14 protein-coding genes are annotated in these 15,937 nt (G+C 58.5%); 11 read left to right on the plus strand and 3 right to left on the minus strand.

Features of this window, described 5'->3' with window-relative positions; all coding sequences use genetic code 11:
• Positions 1 to 148: 148 nt before the first annotated feature.
• The 4 genes from BA899_RS03935 to BA899_RS03950 all read left to right on the plus strand — a co-directional run bounded on the left by BA899_RS03935 (position 149) and on the right by BA899_RS03950 (position 6,975).
• Positions 149 to 541 (plus strand): hypothetical protein, encoded by a 393-nt coding sequence (locus BA899_RS03935; RefSeq protein ID WP_235012683.1) that lies wholly within the window; start codon positions 149 to 151, stop codon positions 539 to 541.
• 1,103 nt (positions 542 to 1,644) lie between these two features.
• Complete coding sequence (locus BA899_RS03940) at positions 1,645 to 2,616, plus strand: 5'-nucleotidase (RefSeq protein ID WP_200833050.1); 972 nt, start codon at positions 1,645 to 1,647, stop codon at positions 2,614 to 2,616.
• Between the two features lie 55 nt (positions 2,617 to 2,671).
• Entirely contained in the window at positions 2,672 to 4,720 is a 2,049-nt protein-coding gene (locus BA899_RS03945) for a DUF2779 domain-containing protein (RefSeq protein ID WP_159299797.1), read from the plus strand.
• Between the two features lie 119 nt (positions 4,721 to 4,839).
• On the plus strand, positions 4,840 to 6,975 hold the full coding sequence (locus tag BA899_RS03950; RefSeq protein ID WP_159299798.1) for an ATP-binding protein: 2,136 nt from the start codon (positions 4,840 to 4,842) through the stop codon (positions 6,973 to 6,975).
• Between the two features lie 100 nt (positions 6,976 to 7,075).
• On the opposite strand, the gene BA899_RS03955 is transcribed toward BA899_RS03950, so the two are convergent.
• The 3 genes from BA899_RS03955 to BA899_RS03965 form a co-directional block, all read right to left on the minus strand.
• The gene (locus BA899_RS03955) at positions 7,076 to 8,749 is read right to left on the minus strand and encodes a nuclease-related domain-containing DEAD/DEAH box helicase (protein ID WP_159299799.1); all 1,674 of its coding nucleotides are present in this window, start codon (positions 8,747 to 8,749) and stop codon (positions 7,076 to 7,078) included.
• An 87-nt stretch (positions 8,750 to 8,836) separates the two neighbouring features.
• Positions 8,837 to 9,409, minus strand: a complete 573-nt coding sequence (locus tag BA899_RS03960; RefSeq protein WP_159299800.1) for a hypothetical protein — start codon at positions 9,407 to 9,409, stop codon at positions 8,837 to 8,839.
• Positions 9,402 to 9,884, minus strand: coding sequence for a hypothetical protein (locus BA899_RS03965; RefSeq protein ID WP_159299801.1), 483 nt, complete (start codon positions 9,882 to 9,884; stop codon positions 9,402 to 9,404). Before BA899_RS03965 ends, BA899_RS03960 begins: the two co-directional genes overlap by 8 nt.
• A 137-nt stretch (positions 9,885 to 10,021) precedes the next feature.
• On the opposite strand from BA899_RS03965, the gene BA899_RS03970 reads away from it, so the two are divergent.
• The 7 genes from BA899_RS03970 to BA899_RS04000 all read left to right on the plus strand — a co-directional run bounded on the left by BA899_RS03970 (position 10,022) and on the right by BA899_RS04000 (position 15,033).
• Positions 10,022 to 10,273 carry a hypothetical protein gene (locus BA899_RS03970; RefSeq protein WP_159299802.1) on the plus strand — a complete coding sequence of 84 codons (252 nt, stop codon included), beginning with the start codon at positions 10,022 to 10,024 and terminating at the stop codon, positions 10,271 to 10,273.
• Complete coding sequence (locus tag BA899_RS03975) at positions 10,273 to 10,644, plus strand: DUF2493 domain-containing protein (RefSeq protein WP_159299803.1); 372 nt, start codon at positions 10,273 to 10,275, stop codon at positions 10,642 to 10,644. The genes BA899_RS03970 and BA899_RS03975 overlap by 1 nt, the downstream gene beginning before the upstream one ends.
• Positions 10,644 to 11,066 (plus strand): hypothetical protein, encoded by a 423-nt coding sequence (locus BA899_RS03980; RefSeq protein ID WP_159299804.1) that lies wholly within the window; start codon positions 10,644 to 10,646, stop codon positions 11,064 to 11,066. The genes BA899_RS03975 and BA899_RS03980 overlap by 1 nt, the downstream gene beginning before the upstream one ends.
• A gap of 21 nt (positions 11,067 to 11,087) precedes the next feature.
• Positions 11,088 to 11,579, plus strand: a complete 492-nt coding sequence (locus BA899_RS10100) for a DUF1643 domain-containing protein (RefSeq protein ID WP_159299805.1) — start codon at positions 11,088 to 11,090, stop codon at positions 11,577 to 11,579.
• A 701-nt stretch (positions 11,580 to 12,280) separates the two neighbouring features.
• Positions 12,281 to 13,204 (plus strand): metallophosphoesterase, encoded by a 924-nt coding sequence (locus BA899_RS03990; RefSeq protein WP_159299806.1) that lies wholly within the window; start codon positions 12,281 to 12,283, stop codon positions 13,202 to 13,204.
• 115 nt (positions 13,205 to 13,319) lie between these two features.
• Positions 13,320 to 14,201, plus strand: a complete 882-nt coding sequence (locus BA899_RS03995) for a hypothetical protein (RefSeq protein ID WP_159299807.1) — start codon at positions 13,320 to 13,322, stop codon at positions 14,199 to 14,201.
• A 106-nt stretch (positions 14,202 to 14,307) separates the two neighbouring features.
• Positions 14,308 to 15,033, plus strand: coding sequence for a hypothetical protein (locus tag BA899_RS04000; protein ID WP_159299808.1), 726 nt, complete (start codon positions 14,308 to 14,310; stop codon positions 15,031 to 15,033).
• Positions 15,034 to 15,937 lie beyond the last annotated feature (904 nt).

A 15,937-nucleotide genomic window follows, 5' to 3' on the forward strand; every position in this document is an offset into this window, starting at 1 on the left:
AAAGGACGCTTAACGAAACCGTCCGTGTTGGTGGGGTAGAACCCCAGGGTGAGGGGAGTGCATTCGAGATTGGGGGCGCCAACTGGATAAAGAAAACTTCCCGAAGCTAGTTAATGACCTGTATGGGATCGTACGTAACCTAGAGGCGATGTTCCCGGGCAGACACTTCACACCCGATGGCCATCTCGTTGGTAGTCGCGGGGAATGTCTGGCGGCATACCACTACGGTCTCGATCTGCTCCCGGCCTCTACAATCGGTGGCGATGCGCTGAAAGCAGGATTAAGGATCGAGATCAAGGCAACCCAAGCGAAAGCGGTCGGGTTGCGGTACCAGCCGGAGCACCTGCTAGTCCTGAAATTGGACCAACTGGGTGGCTTCGAGGAGGTCTATAACGGCCCCGGCGATATCGTCTGGAAAGAGTTCGATGGGAAGCCTAAACCAAGCAATGGGCAGTATCGCATCGCCTTATCCCGGCTCTCTGTCTTGATGGAGCAAGTACCTAGTGAGAGTCGGCTGGCGATGGAGAATCCGAACGACTGAGTCCTGCATCTATATCCGGAGAGATCAGGACTTGGATAGGTCTCGAAGATTGAGCGTCGGCTTGCAGCTAAGCTATATAGGCTGGACAGGTGGTACTCAAAAAACGCCTCCCGGACTCGGCATTGGCGCAGCGAACTTTGGCCAGTCATGGCACATCTATGGCACATACAAGGCACAGAGGCGCCTATGACTGGTTACGCGGGCCTTCGGTCTACGGTAAATGGATCGCTCCCGATTGCTCTGCACCCATCTCTAGGTTCGCGACCAGGCCTCGATTCAATCTCAAAAACAGCAACTTAACTTCCCCCTTTGGCAACGCCGCCCAATCCCGCTATACTCTCGCCCCTGACGACAGGCGCGTAGCTCAGTAGGTTAGAGCACCACCTTGACATGGTGTGTTCGCACATTTTTCAGGCCTCCCCGCGTAACGAAATCAGTCACTTAAAGAGCGCAAAGCGCCACATGGCGCCACTCCTTGCATCATATGTGCCTTCGTTTAAGGCACAAAATCCAAAGCCCTCGCGACACGCTCGAGCTGAGCATCACCCGATTTTGCGCCGACTGCACAGAAATGATTGTCAATACAGTGACAAGCACGTCGAATATTCTTGTGCACAAACTTGGTCGCTCGGGTTGGTCTCAAGCTCTTGGGCGTCGGAAGTGACTCGTGGTCTGGACGTACAAGACGTCCGCGAACTTGTGCAGTCTCTACTGTCTTGACGACGAGATCCTGAGCGTCGGTAGTGCCCAGGTAATCGTCAACGAGTTTGGGTGGTTTGTGGGAGGCGGCGCAGTGGCACTTGGCCATGGCCACTACAACGTCCTCTTGGGTATCGAGCGGTTGCTCGACAGCGGCACTCGGCAGGACCGTTTCTATGCCGCACTCCGAGAGAGGCGATTCGGGTGGTGAATATCGGGTTTTGCGCGCGCTTGTGAACGGCTGCTGACTACTTGGGTCCTGAGCATCCCTGCCACCGATAGTGGCGGCACAGACCTTCTGCACTGACCGTCTCGGCAATGGCTTCTATGGTCGCCGATCTGATTGGCGCTTCCGCTCACTCAGCCTGTACTCTCGCACCGAATGAGGTTGCCAGGGAGTGGTTATGACCGAATCGGCGGTGGACGGGGCGGCAGTGCCGATGCCAAACACAGTGGAGCCGATTGAAAGCCGACTCGTCGTGGCTATCGCCTCGAGCGCGCTGTTCGACCTGAGAGAATCCGACGAGGTGTTCCGCGAGCGCGGCGCGCGGGCCTATCGCGAATTCCAGCAGGATCATCTTCACACCCCGCTCGGTAAGGGCATTGCATTCCCTTTCATCCGACGCTTTCTCGCCTTTAACCAGCGCTTCCCGGTAGACCGGCCGGTCGAGGTCGTGCTGCTGTCGCGCAACTCCGTTGAGACGGGTCAGCGCGTGTTCGAATCCATTGATCACCATAAGCTCGATATACGTCGAGCAGCCTTTCTGGAAGGTAACTCGCCTTACCCATACATCGGCGCGTTTCAGGCAGCGCTATTCCTCACCGCGAACGAGGCGGATGTGCTTAGCGCGACCGATGAGGGCTATCCCGCCGGCCTTGTCATGCACTCTGAGGTTGCCGATGACCTGGACGATGGTGCGCTGCGCGTCGCTTTCGACTTTGATGGCGTGATCGCCGATGACGAGTCCGAGTCGATGTTTCAGCAGGGCTTGGAAGCGTTCGAGCAGTACGAGGTTGAGCGGGTGCACGAACCCCATCAGCCAGGGCCGCTAGCGCCACTCTTTCGCAAGCTTGCGATGCTGCAGCAACTTGAGGCCCAGGCTGAAGCGGATGACCCCAACTACCAACCAATGCTGCGCACGGCGATCGTCACCGCCCGCGGCGCACCAACGCATAATCGCCTAGTCACGACGCTGAAGAGTTGGGGCGTGAGCGCGAACGAGACATTCCTTCTGGGGGGTATCGAAAAGCACCGTGTGCTCGAGACGCTGCGGCCGCATATCTTCTTCGATGACAATAGGCGTCACCTGCAGTCGCCTGCAGGGAATCTCCCGATGGTGCATGTCCCGTTCGGCGTGGCTAACGGAGCCGGATGATCCTCGCAGTGAGGCTGTCATCGTCAACCTCTTCCTCTCGGCTGGGAGCGCATCAATGCCGAAGTACCTGACAAAATCCCGGTTTACGCTTGGCTTACAGTGCCCTCGCAAGCTGTTCTACGCCGTCCGACCCGGCGAATATGTCGATCAGCGACGAGACAACACGATGCTCGAGGGGCTTGCAGAAGGTGGTCATCAGATAGGCGCTCTGGCGCAGACCCTTTTCATGCAGGCCGACGGTGAGCTTGCACGCGAGATCACTGATCGCGGTCTAGACGAGCAGATAGACCGGACCACACAAGCACTAGCCCAAGACTCGGTGACCCTGTTCGAGCCAACGATTGCATACGGTGATTACCTGGTTCGGGTGGATGTCCTGCGCAAGAAGGGGAATCGGATAGAGCTGGTTGAGGTCAAATCGAAATCTTTCGACTCTCGCTCTGACGAGCCGAAGGATAACCCGACGTCATGGACTCGCGCCGGCGGTATCCACGCTGGCTTCCTCAGCTACGTGCGTGACCTGGCGTTCCAGTATTGGGTTGTGCGCCAAGCTTATCCGGAATGGGAGATTCACTGTTATCTGATGATGCCGGATAAGGCGGTCCCAGCGCGGGAGGAGGGTCTGCACCAGCGGTTTCCGGTTTACTTCGATGAGCTAGGGGGAGTAAGTGGGGACTTTCGTGCGCGGGTTGATCCTGTCGCGGGGCTGGCTGCTGAGCAGCTCGATGAGTCCTTTCTCAGCCGTATACTGATGGACCGTCAGGTCTACCACGTTTTGGATGCCTTGCTTGAAATCCCGGGGATCACGGATGACTTCTCAGGCGTTGCAGAGAGGCTTGCGCGTATCCAAGCGGCCGAGACGCCCATAACGCCAGCACCTGTTGGGTCTCACTGCTCGGATTGTGAGTTCTATGCCCCCGTGCCCTCAGCGACGGGTAAGAGCGGGTTCCATGAGTGCTGGGCTGAATGGTCCGGACAAAGGCATGGCTTCGATCGGGAGGACACCATTTTTGGACTCTACGGTCGTGCAGCCGCCGGTGTGACGAGCACGCAAGGGTTGCTGGAGGCCGGGTACCAGTGGCTGACCGACATCGACCCTGATGAAATCAGCCTTCCTGATCGGCTGACAGGAGCGCTCGGCAGGGGCGACCGGCAGAGAATGCAGTTGACGGGTGATTGGCCTGGCGGCGGAGATCACTACTTCGACAGCGTGGGGTTTGCCAGTGCTTTAGAGAGCTGCGCCTGGCCACTCTACTTCCTGGATTTCGAGGCGGCGCGCTGCGCTTTGCCGTTTCGCGCCGGACGGCGTCCCCAGGACATCCAGATATTCCAATATTCGGTGCATGTCATGGAGCGCGATGGCAGTGTGCGGCATGCCGATGAGTTCCTCGACCTGTCTGTCGATGGGGATGTGAACAGTCGCATGCTGCGGCATCTGAAAGAGGCTCTCGGGTCAATCGGTACTGTCCTTCGTTGGACGAGCTACGAGAATACAGTCCTCAATAATGTCCGCGCCCAGTTGCTGGAGATGGATGCACCACCTGACGACCGCGATGAGCTGGTGGCCTTCATTGAATCTCTCACTCATGAGAGAAACGGCAATAAAATCGTACGGCGGGGCGAGCGGGATATGGTAGATCAGGCCCGCTGGGCGGCGGACTTCTACTTCCACCCTCAAACGCGCGGCAGCAGTAGCATCAAGCCGCTATTGCCCGCCGTCATGAAGAGCTCGGAGCACCTTCGCGCGCTCTATTCAGAGCCGGTATATGGCACTGGACGAATGCCCAGCAGGAACTTCTCGAACAAACGCTGGTGGTCGGGCGTGCCAGATAGCGATGAGACGCCGGAGGATCCTTACAAGCTACTCGAGAGTACGTTTAGCCAAGAGCTGCTCGGCGGTAGCCCGGAAGTCCGTTACTACCAACGCTTTGAGTCCATCAGTAATGGTGCCGGGGCGATGATGGCCTACACGCGCGCCCAGTCCGGGACGATGAACGCCTCGATAAGGGATGCCATTGAGGCCAGTCTGAAGCAGTACTGCGAGCTTGATACTCTTGCCATGGTGATGATCATGCAAGCTTGGCGGGCTGAGGCCGGCGTCTAGCTTCAATTTCCTGTCAAAACGACATTTTCTGTCGCAGGCATATGTTCGACTGCTCAGGCTGACGCAGCTACTTATAAGCGTCCGCCTCTTCACTTAATGAAAGCGCATAAGGAACACATATGCCCGACTACCGGAAGTGCTGGCGTCAAGATTTGAGCGATCTGCCCCCTCAAAGGCTGCGGCTCGCGCGGCTAGCGCTCAACTTCCATCGCGCGTCGATTGATGACAAGGCCCGCCTGTCGATGCACCGGTCGCCCAAGGCCCTGCAACGCCTGATTGGTCCATTGGTCGATCCAGGATTTAAGGCGTGGTTTGCGGGTGAGCTCGAGGACAAACCCGAGGATGAGCTCACCATGCTGCTGGATGACTCGGAAGATACGGATCGAGAACAGTGGCGGCGGCTTCTCTCCATGGTCCCGGATGATCTCGTCGAACGGGTTCGCGAAACTGATCGTCAGGATCCGCTGACGGAGGTGGCTGAGCTGCTGTGCAACTTGCTGGATTTGGATGATGTGGAGCGACGGCTGGTGCTCTTTGTGGACTTGCTGTCCGTATCCGGGGCATTGAGGGGGCTTTGCCGGGAAGGCAGTAACGAGAGTCCTCAGGTCAATATCGAGCGGCTTGCCCTGATGCTGGAGCTCTCCACAGATGCAATCAGCAGGGCGCTCCGGCCAGAGAGCAAGCTGCGTCGGCTGGCGTTGTTGAAACCGTCGGATCACTCGGATCTTGAAGACTTCCTGAAACCCGGCGAGGTATTGAAGCAAACCGTTGCAAATAGACCCCGGAGCGAGTCGGAGCTGCTGGCGGTCTTCGTCGAACCACTCAGTGAGGCTCAGGCGGGGTTGGACTCATTCCCGCACCTTGAGCGCTATGCGGCATTGTTAAAGCAAGTTCTCGGCCGCGCGGCCGAGCTAGGTGAGTCGGGTGTCAATGCGCTGTTCTATGGGGCGCCGGGCACCGGAAAGACCGAACTGGCGAAGGCAATCGCAGCCGCACTGGATGTAGCCGCCTACAGTGTCCGGACCACCAACTCGGACGGTGAACCACTGGGCCGAGAGGGCCGTCTGGGTGGCTACCAGATGGCGCAATTGCTGCTACAGGGCGCGCGATCGCCCCTTTTGATTTTTGATGAAATGGAGGATCTCCAGAGTACGGATGAGCTGATGCTGGCGGGTTTGACGGGGTATGCCCCGAGCCGAGATAAGGGCTGGCTTAATCGCGTTCTCGAGTCGAACCAGGTCCCGACGATCTGGATTACAAATCACCTGCATTCACTCGACCCGGCCGTCCGCCGCAGATTCCTTCTACCGGTCGAGTTTCGGACACCACCACGTCACGTCCGGCGGGATATTGCGGCGCGGATGCTGGCAGACACCGGTGTATCGGGTGTGATGCTCGATGAGATCGTAAGCGATGTCACGACAACGCCTGCTGCGTTGGCCAATGTCCGTCGGCTTCTCTCGCTGAATCCCATCGACGATGTCGATTCGCTGATACGGCAGTCCCTTGCCGATCTGCGCAAAGCAATGCGTGGGTCCTCAACGCCCCGAATTCGGCGTCCTAACACGACAATTGATTTGGGACTTCTCAATATCGATGGTGCGGAATCCCCGGAGACGATCATCGAGGGGATCGCTAAGAGCGGGCAGGGGAGGGTGTGTCTTCATGGCAAGCCAGGGACAGGAAAGACGCAGTTTGCGGAGCTCCTTGCCGAGAGTCTCGACCGAGAACTGATCGTGGCCACGGCCTCTCAGGTTCTCAGTCCATACGTCGGTGAGACGGAGCAAAACCTCGCCGATCTATTTGAGCGGGACGATCCGGATCACAGTGTCCTCCTGCTTGATGAGGTGGACAGCTTCCTCTCTGACCGAGGCAACGCCGAGCGCAACTGGGAACGCACGCAGGTCAACGAGCTTCTCCAGCAGATGGAGCGTTTCCCGGGCGTGTTCATTGCGGCTACTAACCTTATGGAGGGGCTTGATCCTGCCGCGTTGCGCCGTTTCGACCTCAAACTGATGTTCAATCCGATGACAACGAAGCAGCGATATCGGGCTTTTGCACAGGAAGTCCTCGGGGACGCGAATACAGAGGTGCCCGAGACCGCTCGACGGATCCTGGACAAACTAGAGGGGCTTACACTTGGGGATATTGCCAATGTGTGTCGGCAGCAACGGGTGCTGGGCGAGTCCCTCGCTCCCGAACACTTTCTTCATCGCCTCCGCACGGAATGGGAGCTGAAGGATGGAACGGCTTAAGTGCGAGAACTGAATCGTTACTCAGAGTCAAAGATTCAGGACTGATCTCACATCAGAGGTCGGGGGGCATGACGAGGTCTTGCAAGATACAGCGAGATGGTCATTTTCTCGCCCGCTGCATCGCTTTCAGCCAACCGCATTCCTCATGAACAAGGAGTTCACACGCAACAGTCGCGCGGGTGAGGCCGCACCATATAAGCGCCGTTTCGCGGTCACGATGTTCCGGTTCTCCGGAAAGGTCGATGTCTGTCAGAACAATGGCCGGCGCCTGCTGGCCCTTAAAGCGGTAGATGGTCTCGGCGTGGAGGGGGCCAACCGTGTGGACGGGGTTGCCGTCGTCGTCGTATCGGCCGGTGAAACGCCGAATCCCCTTACCGGCGATGCTGCTCAGATCCCGATAAACGGCGGACGATTGCCCCCGCAGACTGACGATGGCGATCTGTTCGGCCTGAAAGCCCTGACGCATCAAGGCCTGGACTCGCTGCTCCAGTTGTTCCCGTTGCCCGGCCTCTGTCGCATAGGTGGAGACAACGGGGATGCAGCCATCCAACGGGTTGGCCCAGTCCACGTGCTTGTCGAGGAGCCTATCAATGAAGCGGGCAATGCGCGCGGGTGTCCGGAAGTTACGCTGGTTGCTGTAGCGAACAAAGCCCTCCAGCGGTACCGGATCGTTGCCGAGGAGCGCCTGCTCGGCGTCTTCCAGCCACAGGCAGCGATAATCGGGTTTCATGGCGAGCCTGAGCACCTCGTACCAGTCGGGCTTGAAGTCCTGGCCTTCGTCGATGATCAGTACATCAAACGGCCCGGCCTGATCAGCGATATCCGTCATCTGCTCGACAAGCTCGTCCCAGAATGCGCTGCCATCGGATTCACTGGCCTGCAGACGGTCCGCATCACCGAACGCCCTGAGCCACTGCCGGCAGTGGCCGTGGAAGTTGTTGACGTTCTCGGTGTCTCCCAGGCGGGTCTGCAGTGCGTCGGCCAAAGGCCGATTGAAACAGACGAGTAAGGGGTTCTCGCCGTTAGCGATCGCGCGTTCGTAGGCCTCGATGGCCACCAGGCTTTTGCCGGCCCCCGCCGCCGCCTGGATGCGCAGGCGCCAGGGGCTGAAGTCGAGCGCGGCAGGCAGTTCCTGGAGCGGGCTCGCCAGTCGCTGATAGACCGCTTTATGCCGCTCGGTCGTCCGCGTCATATCCCGCTCGAGCGAGAGCGAATGCATGAGGAAGTCGCGCATCAACCGCGGCGTCTGGTCCTGGCTGTGCGCCGCGGGCAGCAACTGCTCTACGCGCGTGGCAAGTGATTTGTCGTCCCGGGCATCGACGATGCCTTCAATCGAGAGGCCGGCGGCATTCACCTGTTCGACCCGATGGTCCGGGCAATAGAGTAGGGATGAGACGGTGACCGGTGGCAGATCGGCCGCCTTTAACGCCTGCAGAAACAGCGCCCGCGAGCGGTGCATCTGCTCAACGACAGACTTCGGCTGCACCTGGCCGGCGTAGCGGATGCCGAGATCATCATCCGCCTCCTGCAATGATCCGTTCTTCTGCTCAATCAGCAGGACGTCGCCGGATTGATTGACGATCACAAAGTCGATCTCACCGAATGCCTGCCCGCGGGGCGTGAGGTGGGCGACATGGCGGCTATAGAAAACCGTGTATTCGGCAGATAACTCATCAGCGAGGCGCTGCAGCGTCGCCAGCTCGGCCTCCGAGGCACCACCGAGCCGGAGCTCGGCGATATTGGTGGGCATGACCCGTGCCTTTCCTGGTGCCATCCTTGATTCCTTTTTGTGCCAGCCATGGCGATGCCCTAAACCTTGAGCCCGCAGCCAGCCAGGGCGCAAGAGCCCATGCGACTCGGACTAGACCCGGGTCAAGGCGCTGCCGACCCGGAAGGCGCTTTGCAGCGTCTCGAGTGGCTGCCCTTCCAGGTCATACCGGCGTGCGTGGTCCGGGGTGTAGTTGATGATGAATCCGGTGACCGGGCCATAGAGGGGGATGCCGCTCGGGGCTTGATCCTGGCAGTAGGCCACATAGCCCTCGGTGGGCAGGCCGGAGGGGAAGGGCAGACGCAGCCGTGCCGGGGCGTTGATGAACCCCGCCATGGCCGTGGAGCTTGGCTGGCTGCGTGCAGTGGTCCAGATGGCATGGGGTTCGAAGCGGGCGCGATAGTCCGCTTCGGCCTGCGCCTCGATGGCCTTGCGGGTTGCGCGTGCCGCATCCGCGATGTCCGTCACGGGTAGGCCTAGTGCGCCGGCGAGGCGCTCACAGAGGTTGTCTTCCGGCAATGCACCGGTCGCCGCGAACGCATCGAGCCGCCGCAGCGCCTTGCTCGGGTTACTCGGGCTCAAGCGCTGGCCGATATCGCCGCGGGCTCGCCGCAGCGCGGCCATGCGATCACGCACCAGTTGCTCGAGGGGCGTTTGCTCAGGCATCGGCGGCCTCCCTTGCGTTGTTGGTCCCGTTGGCCTGCTGGGGCACACCCGTGGCGAGTCGGAAGAAATAAAAGCGCCGGTCGATGGGCTGGCAGTGATAGCCACGGATGCGCCGGGCGAGCAGAGCGCTTACACGGGCGTAGATGGCGGCTTTACGCGTCGTGTTGGGTGAGATGACGAAGTAGCTCGGCCGGGCGCGGTTGATCCAGTCGTTAATGCGCCCGCGCACAGCGCGCATCAGCCGGAAGGCATTGATGCCGGTATCAATATCGTCGAACAGTTCGATACCCGGCACATAGTCCTCCCACTTCTCGAAGGGATCGTATTCGCGGTAGAGATCGAATAGGTGGCCACGGCCGGGGATATGTCCGCCGGTAAGGGCGAGGGTGATCTCGCCTGCCTCACGCAGGACAAGGACGTATTCAAAGCCGTCGACCTTGAATTCATGACGCTCGATGGATGGCATACCGGGCATGGTTTTGCCTCCTTTTCCGCCAGGGAGGAGGATGGGCGTTGATCGTCCATCAGAGTTACAGCGTAGTCCGCTAGTGCGACATTACCCGTCGGAGGGACGCATTACGTTCTACGTCCACTCTCAGAGGAGTTGCGGCTATGCCATCGCCCATTCAGTGGTCCGACGACCTGAAAAACCGAACGCGGCAGGCGCTTGAGAGCCACGGCCTGGATATGCCTGTCCCCGCCATGGAACACGTTGGTTTCAAGAACGCGGACGGCGGCTACGGACAGATGCCAATAAAGTATCTGCTCGAGGGCCGATTCGTGATCACCCGTCGCGGAACAGACACCGTTGAATCCTTCGACACGGCGGAAGCGGTCATCGAAGCAGGCTGGGTGCTCGACTGATGGCGGATCGTGAGCTCAAACGCATTGCCGTGATCGGCTCCCGGGATTTTGAGGACTATGCACGGCTCGAGGCCGTGCTCGAGCCCCATCTGCCGGCGGTACTGGTCTCTGGCGGTGCCAGAGGCGCCGATGCGCTCGCCGAGCGCCTGGCCGGCGAGCGCGGGCTGACCATCGATGTCATCCCCGCCGACTGGCAACGCTACGGTCGCGGGGCCGGTCCGATCCGTAATAAACAGATTGTTGAGTCGGCGGACCTTGTCATCGCCTTCTGGGATGGCAAGTCCCGCGGCACGCGCTCGGCGCTCTCCCACGCCGAGCAGATCGGCGTCCCGGTGGAGGTTCATCACCCCGACGGCACGGTGACCGATTAATGCTGACCCCGGCTCACTGGATCGCACCGGATGGCGAGTGCCTCGACGTTCGCACCTCGCACATCGCGGCCGTCATTGCGGACCCGCCCCGCTTTGGCGTCACCGATGCGTGGTTGCGAGCGGTCTATGCCGAGCACGGCGAGGCCGAGCGTTTTGGCTGCGAGGGCCGCGCGCGGGCCGCCGTTATTCGGCATCTGGTCATGGCGGGCTGGATTCGAACGCGACGGTGCATTCGGCCAAGCACTTACTGGAGCGTGACGATCTACGATGTGGGTCCCGGGACACGCCAACGACTCCAGAACTGGGTGGATACCGGGCTGGCGGCCGACTGGCTGAAAGCCGCCAGCGAACTACGCATTTATCTCGTCTCGGATGAAAAGACTTCAATCATGGAGGCCGCCGAACTGAAGGCATGTAGATAGCCGATGGAAAGAGCTGCGCGAATGAGCCCATGTGCGGCCTACCGCTACGACCTATGGCGCCGCTGGGAACCGAGTGGTCCAGTCTTGTTATGGATTCTCCTCAATCCGTCGACCGCGGATGCTGATCGGGACGATGCAACCACGGTCCGCTGCATTCGCTTTGCTGCGCGGTGGGGTTATGGGGCGATACGCGTGGTTAACCTGTTCGGAATGAGAGCAACCGATCCGCGCCATCTTTATAAGGTTCAGCACCCTACTGGACGGCAAAATGACGAGACCATTCGAGAGGCGCTCCAGACAGCGGATGGACTGGTTTGCGCGTGGGGGAACAACGGGCGGCTAAATGGCCGTGGTCTGACAGTGCGAGATATGTTGCGCCGAAATCGGTGCGAGCCACACATCTTCGGTCTGACCCGTCTCGGCGAACCGACGCATCCGCTCTATGTTGGGTACTCAGCAGTGACACACTTGTGGCGCATAAATGCGTCTGCGGATACATCTGACACGAATTAAACGGGGCTTTAGGCTGGTGACGTTACCGACCTTCGGTGTCTCTATGCCGGGAATGTCGCCGGAATCGGATGGATTCGCCGGACACACCGACAAGGTGTAACCCCTCTTGCCGGAACGCGTCCAGGATCCAAGGGTTTTGAGTCATATGCCGGAATACCATACCGAGGGCGGGACTCTCGGGATCGAAGGAGACCTCGGGCAAACTCGCTGGCCTTCGCCGACGAAGAATCGCGAGCAGAACGCCGAGCAATCGGCCAGGCGCCAAGACGCCAGCCCGAGTGCTGTAGCGACTGTCGACGTCAGGACTCGCTTTCTCTGATTCGTCGCAGGGGACGAGGAAAGACACTCGTCCATCCGATGCAATTGCGACGCACCACGCTGTCCCGTCCAGGCGCGAATAGGTGACCCACCGCCCCACCTCCTCCTTTGCGCTCAGGTCGTCCATGGCGTGGTTCGTGCCGTACGACTTCTGCCGTATGGGCTTCGCGTGCTCGCTGCGGCAAAAATCTCTAAACGACCAGAGTTCACGGGTCTCAGTCACGATCAACATGCTCATAGCGACAGCCTAGACAGGACCTGCGACCCCTGCTGTCGGAGTGTCCGTTTAACGTCGGTAATCCAATAGAGCGGGTGCAGCTTGGGGTGGCGGTTGAGGTCAACCATTAGTACCGTGACAGTAAAGGAAGGCCAGGGAGCAGGTCATGTACGACATCATTGGCGACATTCATGGACATGCCAGTCGCCTTGAACAGTTGCTCGAGCGCATGGGCTACGAGCGGGACGCTGACGGATGGCAGCATCCGGATCGCCAGGCTATCTTCGTTGGCGACTTCATCGACCGCGGCCCGGAGCAGATCGAGACGTACCGCCTGGTGCGCTCGATGATCGACCGTGGCACCGCACTTGCCGTAATGGGCAATCACGAATTCAACGCCGTCGCCTTTAAGACGCCGCACCCGGAACAACCCGGGAAGCGGCTGCGACCCCACACCGAAAAAAACCGCAACCAGCACGCGGCCTTCCTTGAGCAGGTTGGCGAGCACAGCGCCCTGCATGAAGAGATGGTTGCCTGGTTCAAGACGCTGCCGCTCTACCTCGACCTCGAGGGTCTGCGTGTGGTCCATGCCTGCTGGCATGATGCGTCTCTCAAGACGCTGACCCCCATGCTGGATCACCGACAGTGCTTGCATGGGGACGCCTGGTCGGATGCCGCCCGCAAGGGTACGGATGCCTATAATGCTGCCGAAACGCTGCTGAAGGGCTTCGAGATCCCGCTTCCACCCGGTGAAAGCTTCTTGGACAAGCAGGGTAACGAACGTCGTCATATTCGCACCCGCTGGTGGGAACAACATGGGGGCACCGTTCGCTCTATCGCCCTGATGGATGACGCCACGCGCGAGGCGCTCTCGCAGGAACCTGTTCCCGGTGACGTGTTACCTGGCTACACCGACGAAAAGCCTGTCTTTGTCGGTCACTATTGGCTCCGTGGGACACCTGCCCCAGTGAGCGATCGTGTGGCCTGTCTGGATTACACGGTCACCGATCCCGCCCCAGTGGGGAAACTGACCAGTTACAGATGGGATGGCGAGCAAAATCTCAATTCTGACCGCTTCCTGTGGGTCTGAGGGGCGTGCAGTGCCTTTAACTCAAGAAAAGGAATGAGTTAGATATCCACAATGAGATTTTAGCAAGTGCGATTTTGCGACGAGATTTACGGGTTGAAACATAGGAGATATGGAAATGGATAGTAAGCAGATTGACCAAGTCCTTTCGCAGGTTCTCGATAACGCTCCAGAAGTCAAGCTTAGATCCGGCAAGCGATATGCGCACGGCAGAACCGAGCCAGGCGGTTTGATCGCTATTGCAGCGCTCAAGGATAGAATTCGAGTAAGCTTCATAACCGAGGGGAAAGGGAGCGATGTTTCCTCCGAACGCTTTTTAGAATGGATGAATGAATCAGGCATTCTGAGTGAAAAGGCTTTCGGTGAAACTGGCTTTGTTCTACGGGAGGGAGCCAGAAACCCCCATAAGCGTGAAGTCTGCGCTGAAGTACCGTATGACTCTCGCACAGCGGATGACATTGTCGCCGATACTGCGTCCGCTTACGGAACGTTGTTGCAAAAGCTTTCAGGCTTTTTTGAGCCCAAGGTTAACAACCCTGCGAGTCTGAACGATCACACTGGTAAAACGCATCCAGCGCCTAAAGAAATAGGCTTTAAATTTGTTTACGATAACGGCGAAACGCAAGAATCTTTTGAAGAGGACGAAGTATATACGCTGGAATCTGACAGCGCCGCCCTGCAAGACGCCCTAAATCATTGGCTTGAGCGTCGGGATGAGGATAGCTTGAAGCGCTTTGCTATCGACCTCATGGGTGCTCCGGACGAAAACTTTTGTGAGACCTACGGCGCAGCGTTTGGAGAACTCTTAAAGGTGTTCCTCTGGCGTGCATCCGACTCGCTCGGCTGGCATGAGGTCACAGTTACCATAACTGAGATCGCAGTAGACGGAGAGAACGTAGAGTTATCCGAGCTTGAGGAAGCAGTTTTGGCCGAGGATTGTCGCGTCCAATTAGTAAGAGACGCCGAACCCACGATGTACATGATTGATTGCGCATTGTGACCTCTCAGCATGCGCCCTCAACGGGATTAATCGAAAGGGCTGAATTCCGGGTAGCCGACGTAGCGATCCGTTTCGTTCAAAAAAGATCACGCTTCACGGAGACTTAGTGGTGATAGAGAGGTTCAATGATTCGGTCGTCGAGAAGATTGGTAACTATGTCTATCGATTGATCGATCCGAGAAATGGCGAAACCTTCTATGTGGGAAGGGGCATGGGGAATCGCTTATTCAGTCATATCCGGGACGACTTAGGTGATGGGTCTGATGTCGATGACGATAAATTGAGGCGGATTCGAGACATTCGAATGTCTGGTTTCGAGGTTGCGCACGTCGTTCACCGACACGGGCTGAGTGTCAACGAGGCGAAAGAGGTAGAGGCGGCACTGATTGATGCCTACACCGGGTTGACTAACGTTTTGAGGGGAGAACACAGTGGTGATCGGGGTGTTATGCATGCCGCCCAGATTAACCAGGCGTATAACGCGCCAACGGCGGTTTTTGAGCATCGTGCGCTTCTCATCAGCGTGAACGTTAGTGCGTTTGATAACCCGCTCTATGAGGCGGTGCGGTACGCGTGGCGCCTGAGTGAACAGCGGGCAAAACAAACTGAGGTTGTTCTAGCCGTGGAAAAAGGCGTGATACGCGGCGCGTTTATCCCAGAGGTGTGGAAGGAGGCAACAGCGAAAAATTTTCCTGGTCGGCCAGATTGTCCGGGTAGGCTAGGCTTTTTTGGGCATGAGGCACCCAGTGACATCAAGGACCTCTACGTTGGGCGGCAGGTGCCTAGGCGGTATCGATTCGGTTCAATGAACCCTATTCGTTATACTTGGTGAGTTGAAAACTGATCTTCGCTGCCAGTGGCGGATAGTCCGGTTGCGCTGGATGCTGTGAACGAGCCTTGGCAACGTCGTGTTTTCAGTGCCTGAGTGCCCGACCCCCTGCGGATTAGTGTGTTTTACCGAAACGGCTGCACTCCCGGAGCGTAGCAGTGTTAGATCTGCCCAGTGTTCGTTTTCCGCACGCGAGGATTTTTAAACTTTGGCCATGGACACACCCCGAGTTAATGCTCATGGCAAACAGAGCAGGCTCGTTGTAGAGGTTGGACCTGACCGTCGTAGGCCGCCGAGGCTATCCGCCTGAAAGCCGTATCCACTTTGTCGGTGGGCTTTAGCATCACCACCCTGCGATCATGCTTCGCGCGCGACCTCTCGAGCCAGCCGTCGGCGACAAGCTGATTTAGGTTATAGCGCACCCCGGTCACTGAGTACGGTAACGAGTTGAAGAGTTGGCTGACCGTCAAGCACGCGCCATCTCGGTAGGCTGCTGTTACGACGATCATAATGTCCAAAGGGATGAGGGAGGCGCCGTAAGGCAACCCTGGCTCGAGGGCGGATCGCAGTCGTTGGACGACGCGCGTTGTATCACTTGTGGTCTGCTGGTCCATCACGGGGATTCCCTCAGGTATGAACGATCATATAGTCATATTACTCGCAACTGCTGACTGTAACTCCCATCATCGGTCACTGGTTCACTGATCACGTTCCGCTCCCGTGGTCATTGGACCGTTCGTACTGGGCTATACCACCTACGAACGTACGTGTCCGATTTCACTGCGTCACTGATAGCCGTTTTGACCGCGTCGATGGCCTCGCGGGCAGTCCGAGTCTGAAACCTAGGCTCAGGATACTGTTATGCCTCGCCCAGCCGCGGGGATCCCAATCTACAGGCTGGCGCTGA

Source organism: Spiribacter sp. SSL99 (genome assembly GCF_009805925.1).
Classification (GTDB): Bacteria; Pseudomonadota; Gammaproteobacteria; order Nitrococcales; family Nitrococcaceae; genus Spiribacter; species Spiribacter roseus.

Bases quoted from the DNA above. Each gene is read 5' to 3' on its own strand.
- BA899_RS03935 (WP_235012683.1), top strand. From the start codon at position 149: ATGTTCCCGGGCAGACACTTCACACCCGATGGCCATCTCGTTGGTAGT.
- BA899_RS03940 (WP_200833050.1), top strand. From the start codon at position 1,645: ATGACCGAATCGGCGGTGGACGGGGCGGCAGTGCCGATGCCAAACACA.
- BA899_RS03945 (WP_159299797.1), top strand. From the start codon at position 2,672: ATGCCGAAGTACCTGACAAAATCCCGGTTTACGCTTGGCTTACAGTGC.
- BA899_RS03950 (WP_159299798.1), top strand. From the start codon at position 4,840: ATGCCCGACTACCGGAAGTGCTGGCGTCAAGATTTGAGCGATCTGCCC.
- BA899_RS03955 (WP_159299799.1), bottom strand. From the start codon at position 8,749: ATGGCACCAGGAAAGGCACGGGTCATGCCCACCAATATCGCCGAGCTC.
- BA899_RS03960 (WP_159299800.1), bottom strand. From the start codon at position 9,409: ATGCCTGAGCAAACGCCCCTCGAGCAACTGGTGCGTGATCGCATGGCC.
- BA899_RS03965 (WP_159299801.1), bottom strand. From the start codon at position 9,884: ATGCCCGGTATGCCATCCATCGAGCGTCATGAATTCAAGGTCGACGGC.
- BA899_RS03970 (WP_159299802.1), top strand. From the start codon at position 10,022: ATGCCATCGCCCATTCAGTGGTCCGACGACCTGAAAAACCGAACGCGG.
- BA899_RS03975 (WP_159299803.1), top strand. From the start codon at position 10,273: ATGGCGGATCGTGAGCTCAAACGCATTGCCGTGATCGGCTCCCGGGAT.
- BA899_RS03980 (WP_159299804.1), top strand. From the start codon at position 10,644: ATGCTGACCCCGGCTCACTGGATCGCACCGGATGGCGAGTGCCTCGAC.
- BA899_RS10100 (WP_159299805.1), top strand. From the start codon at position 11,088: ATGAGCCCATGTGCGGCCTACCGCTACGACCTATGGCGCCGCTGGGAA.
- BA899_RS03990 (WP_159299806.1), top strand. From the start codon at position 12,281: ATGTACGACATCATTGGCGACATTCATGGACATGCCAGTCGCCTTGAA.
- BA899_RS03995 (WP_159299807.1), top strand. From the start codon at position 13,320: ATGGATAGTAAGCAGATTGACCAAGTCCTTTCGCAGGTTCTCGATAAC.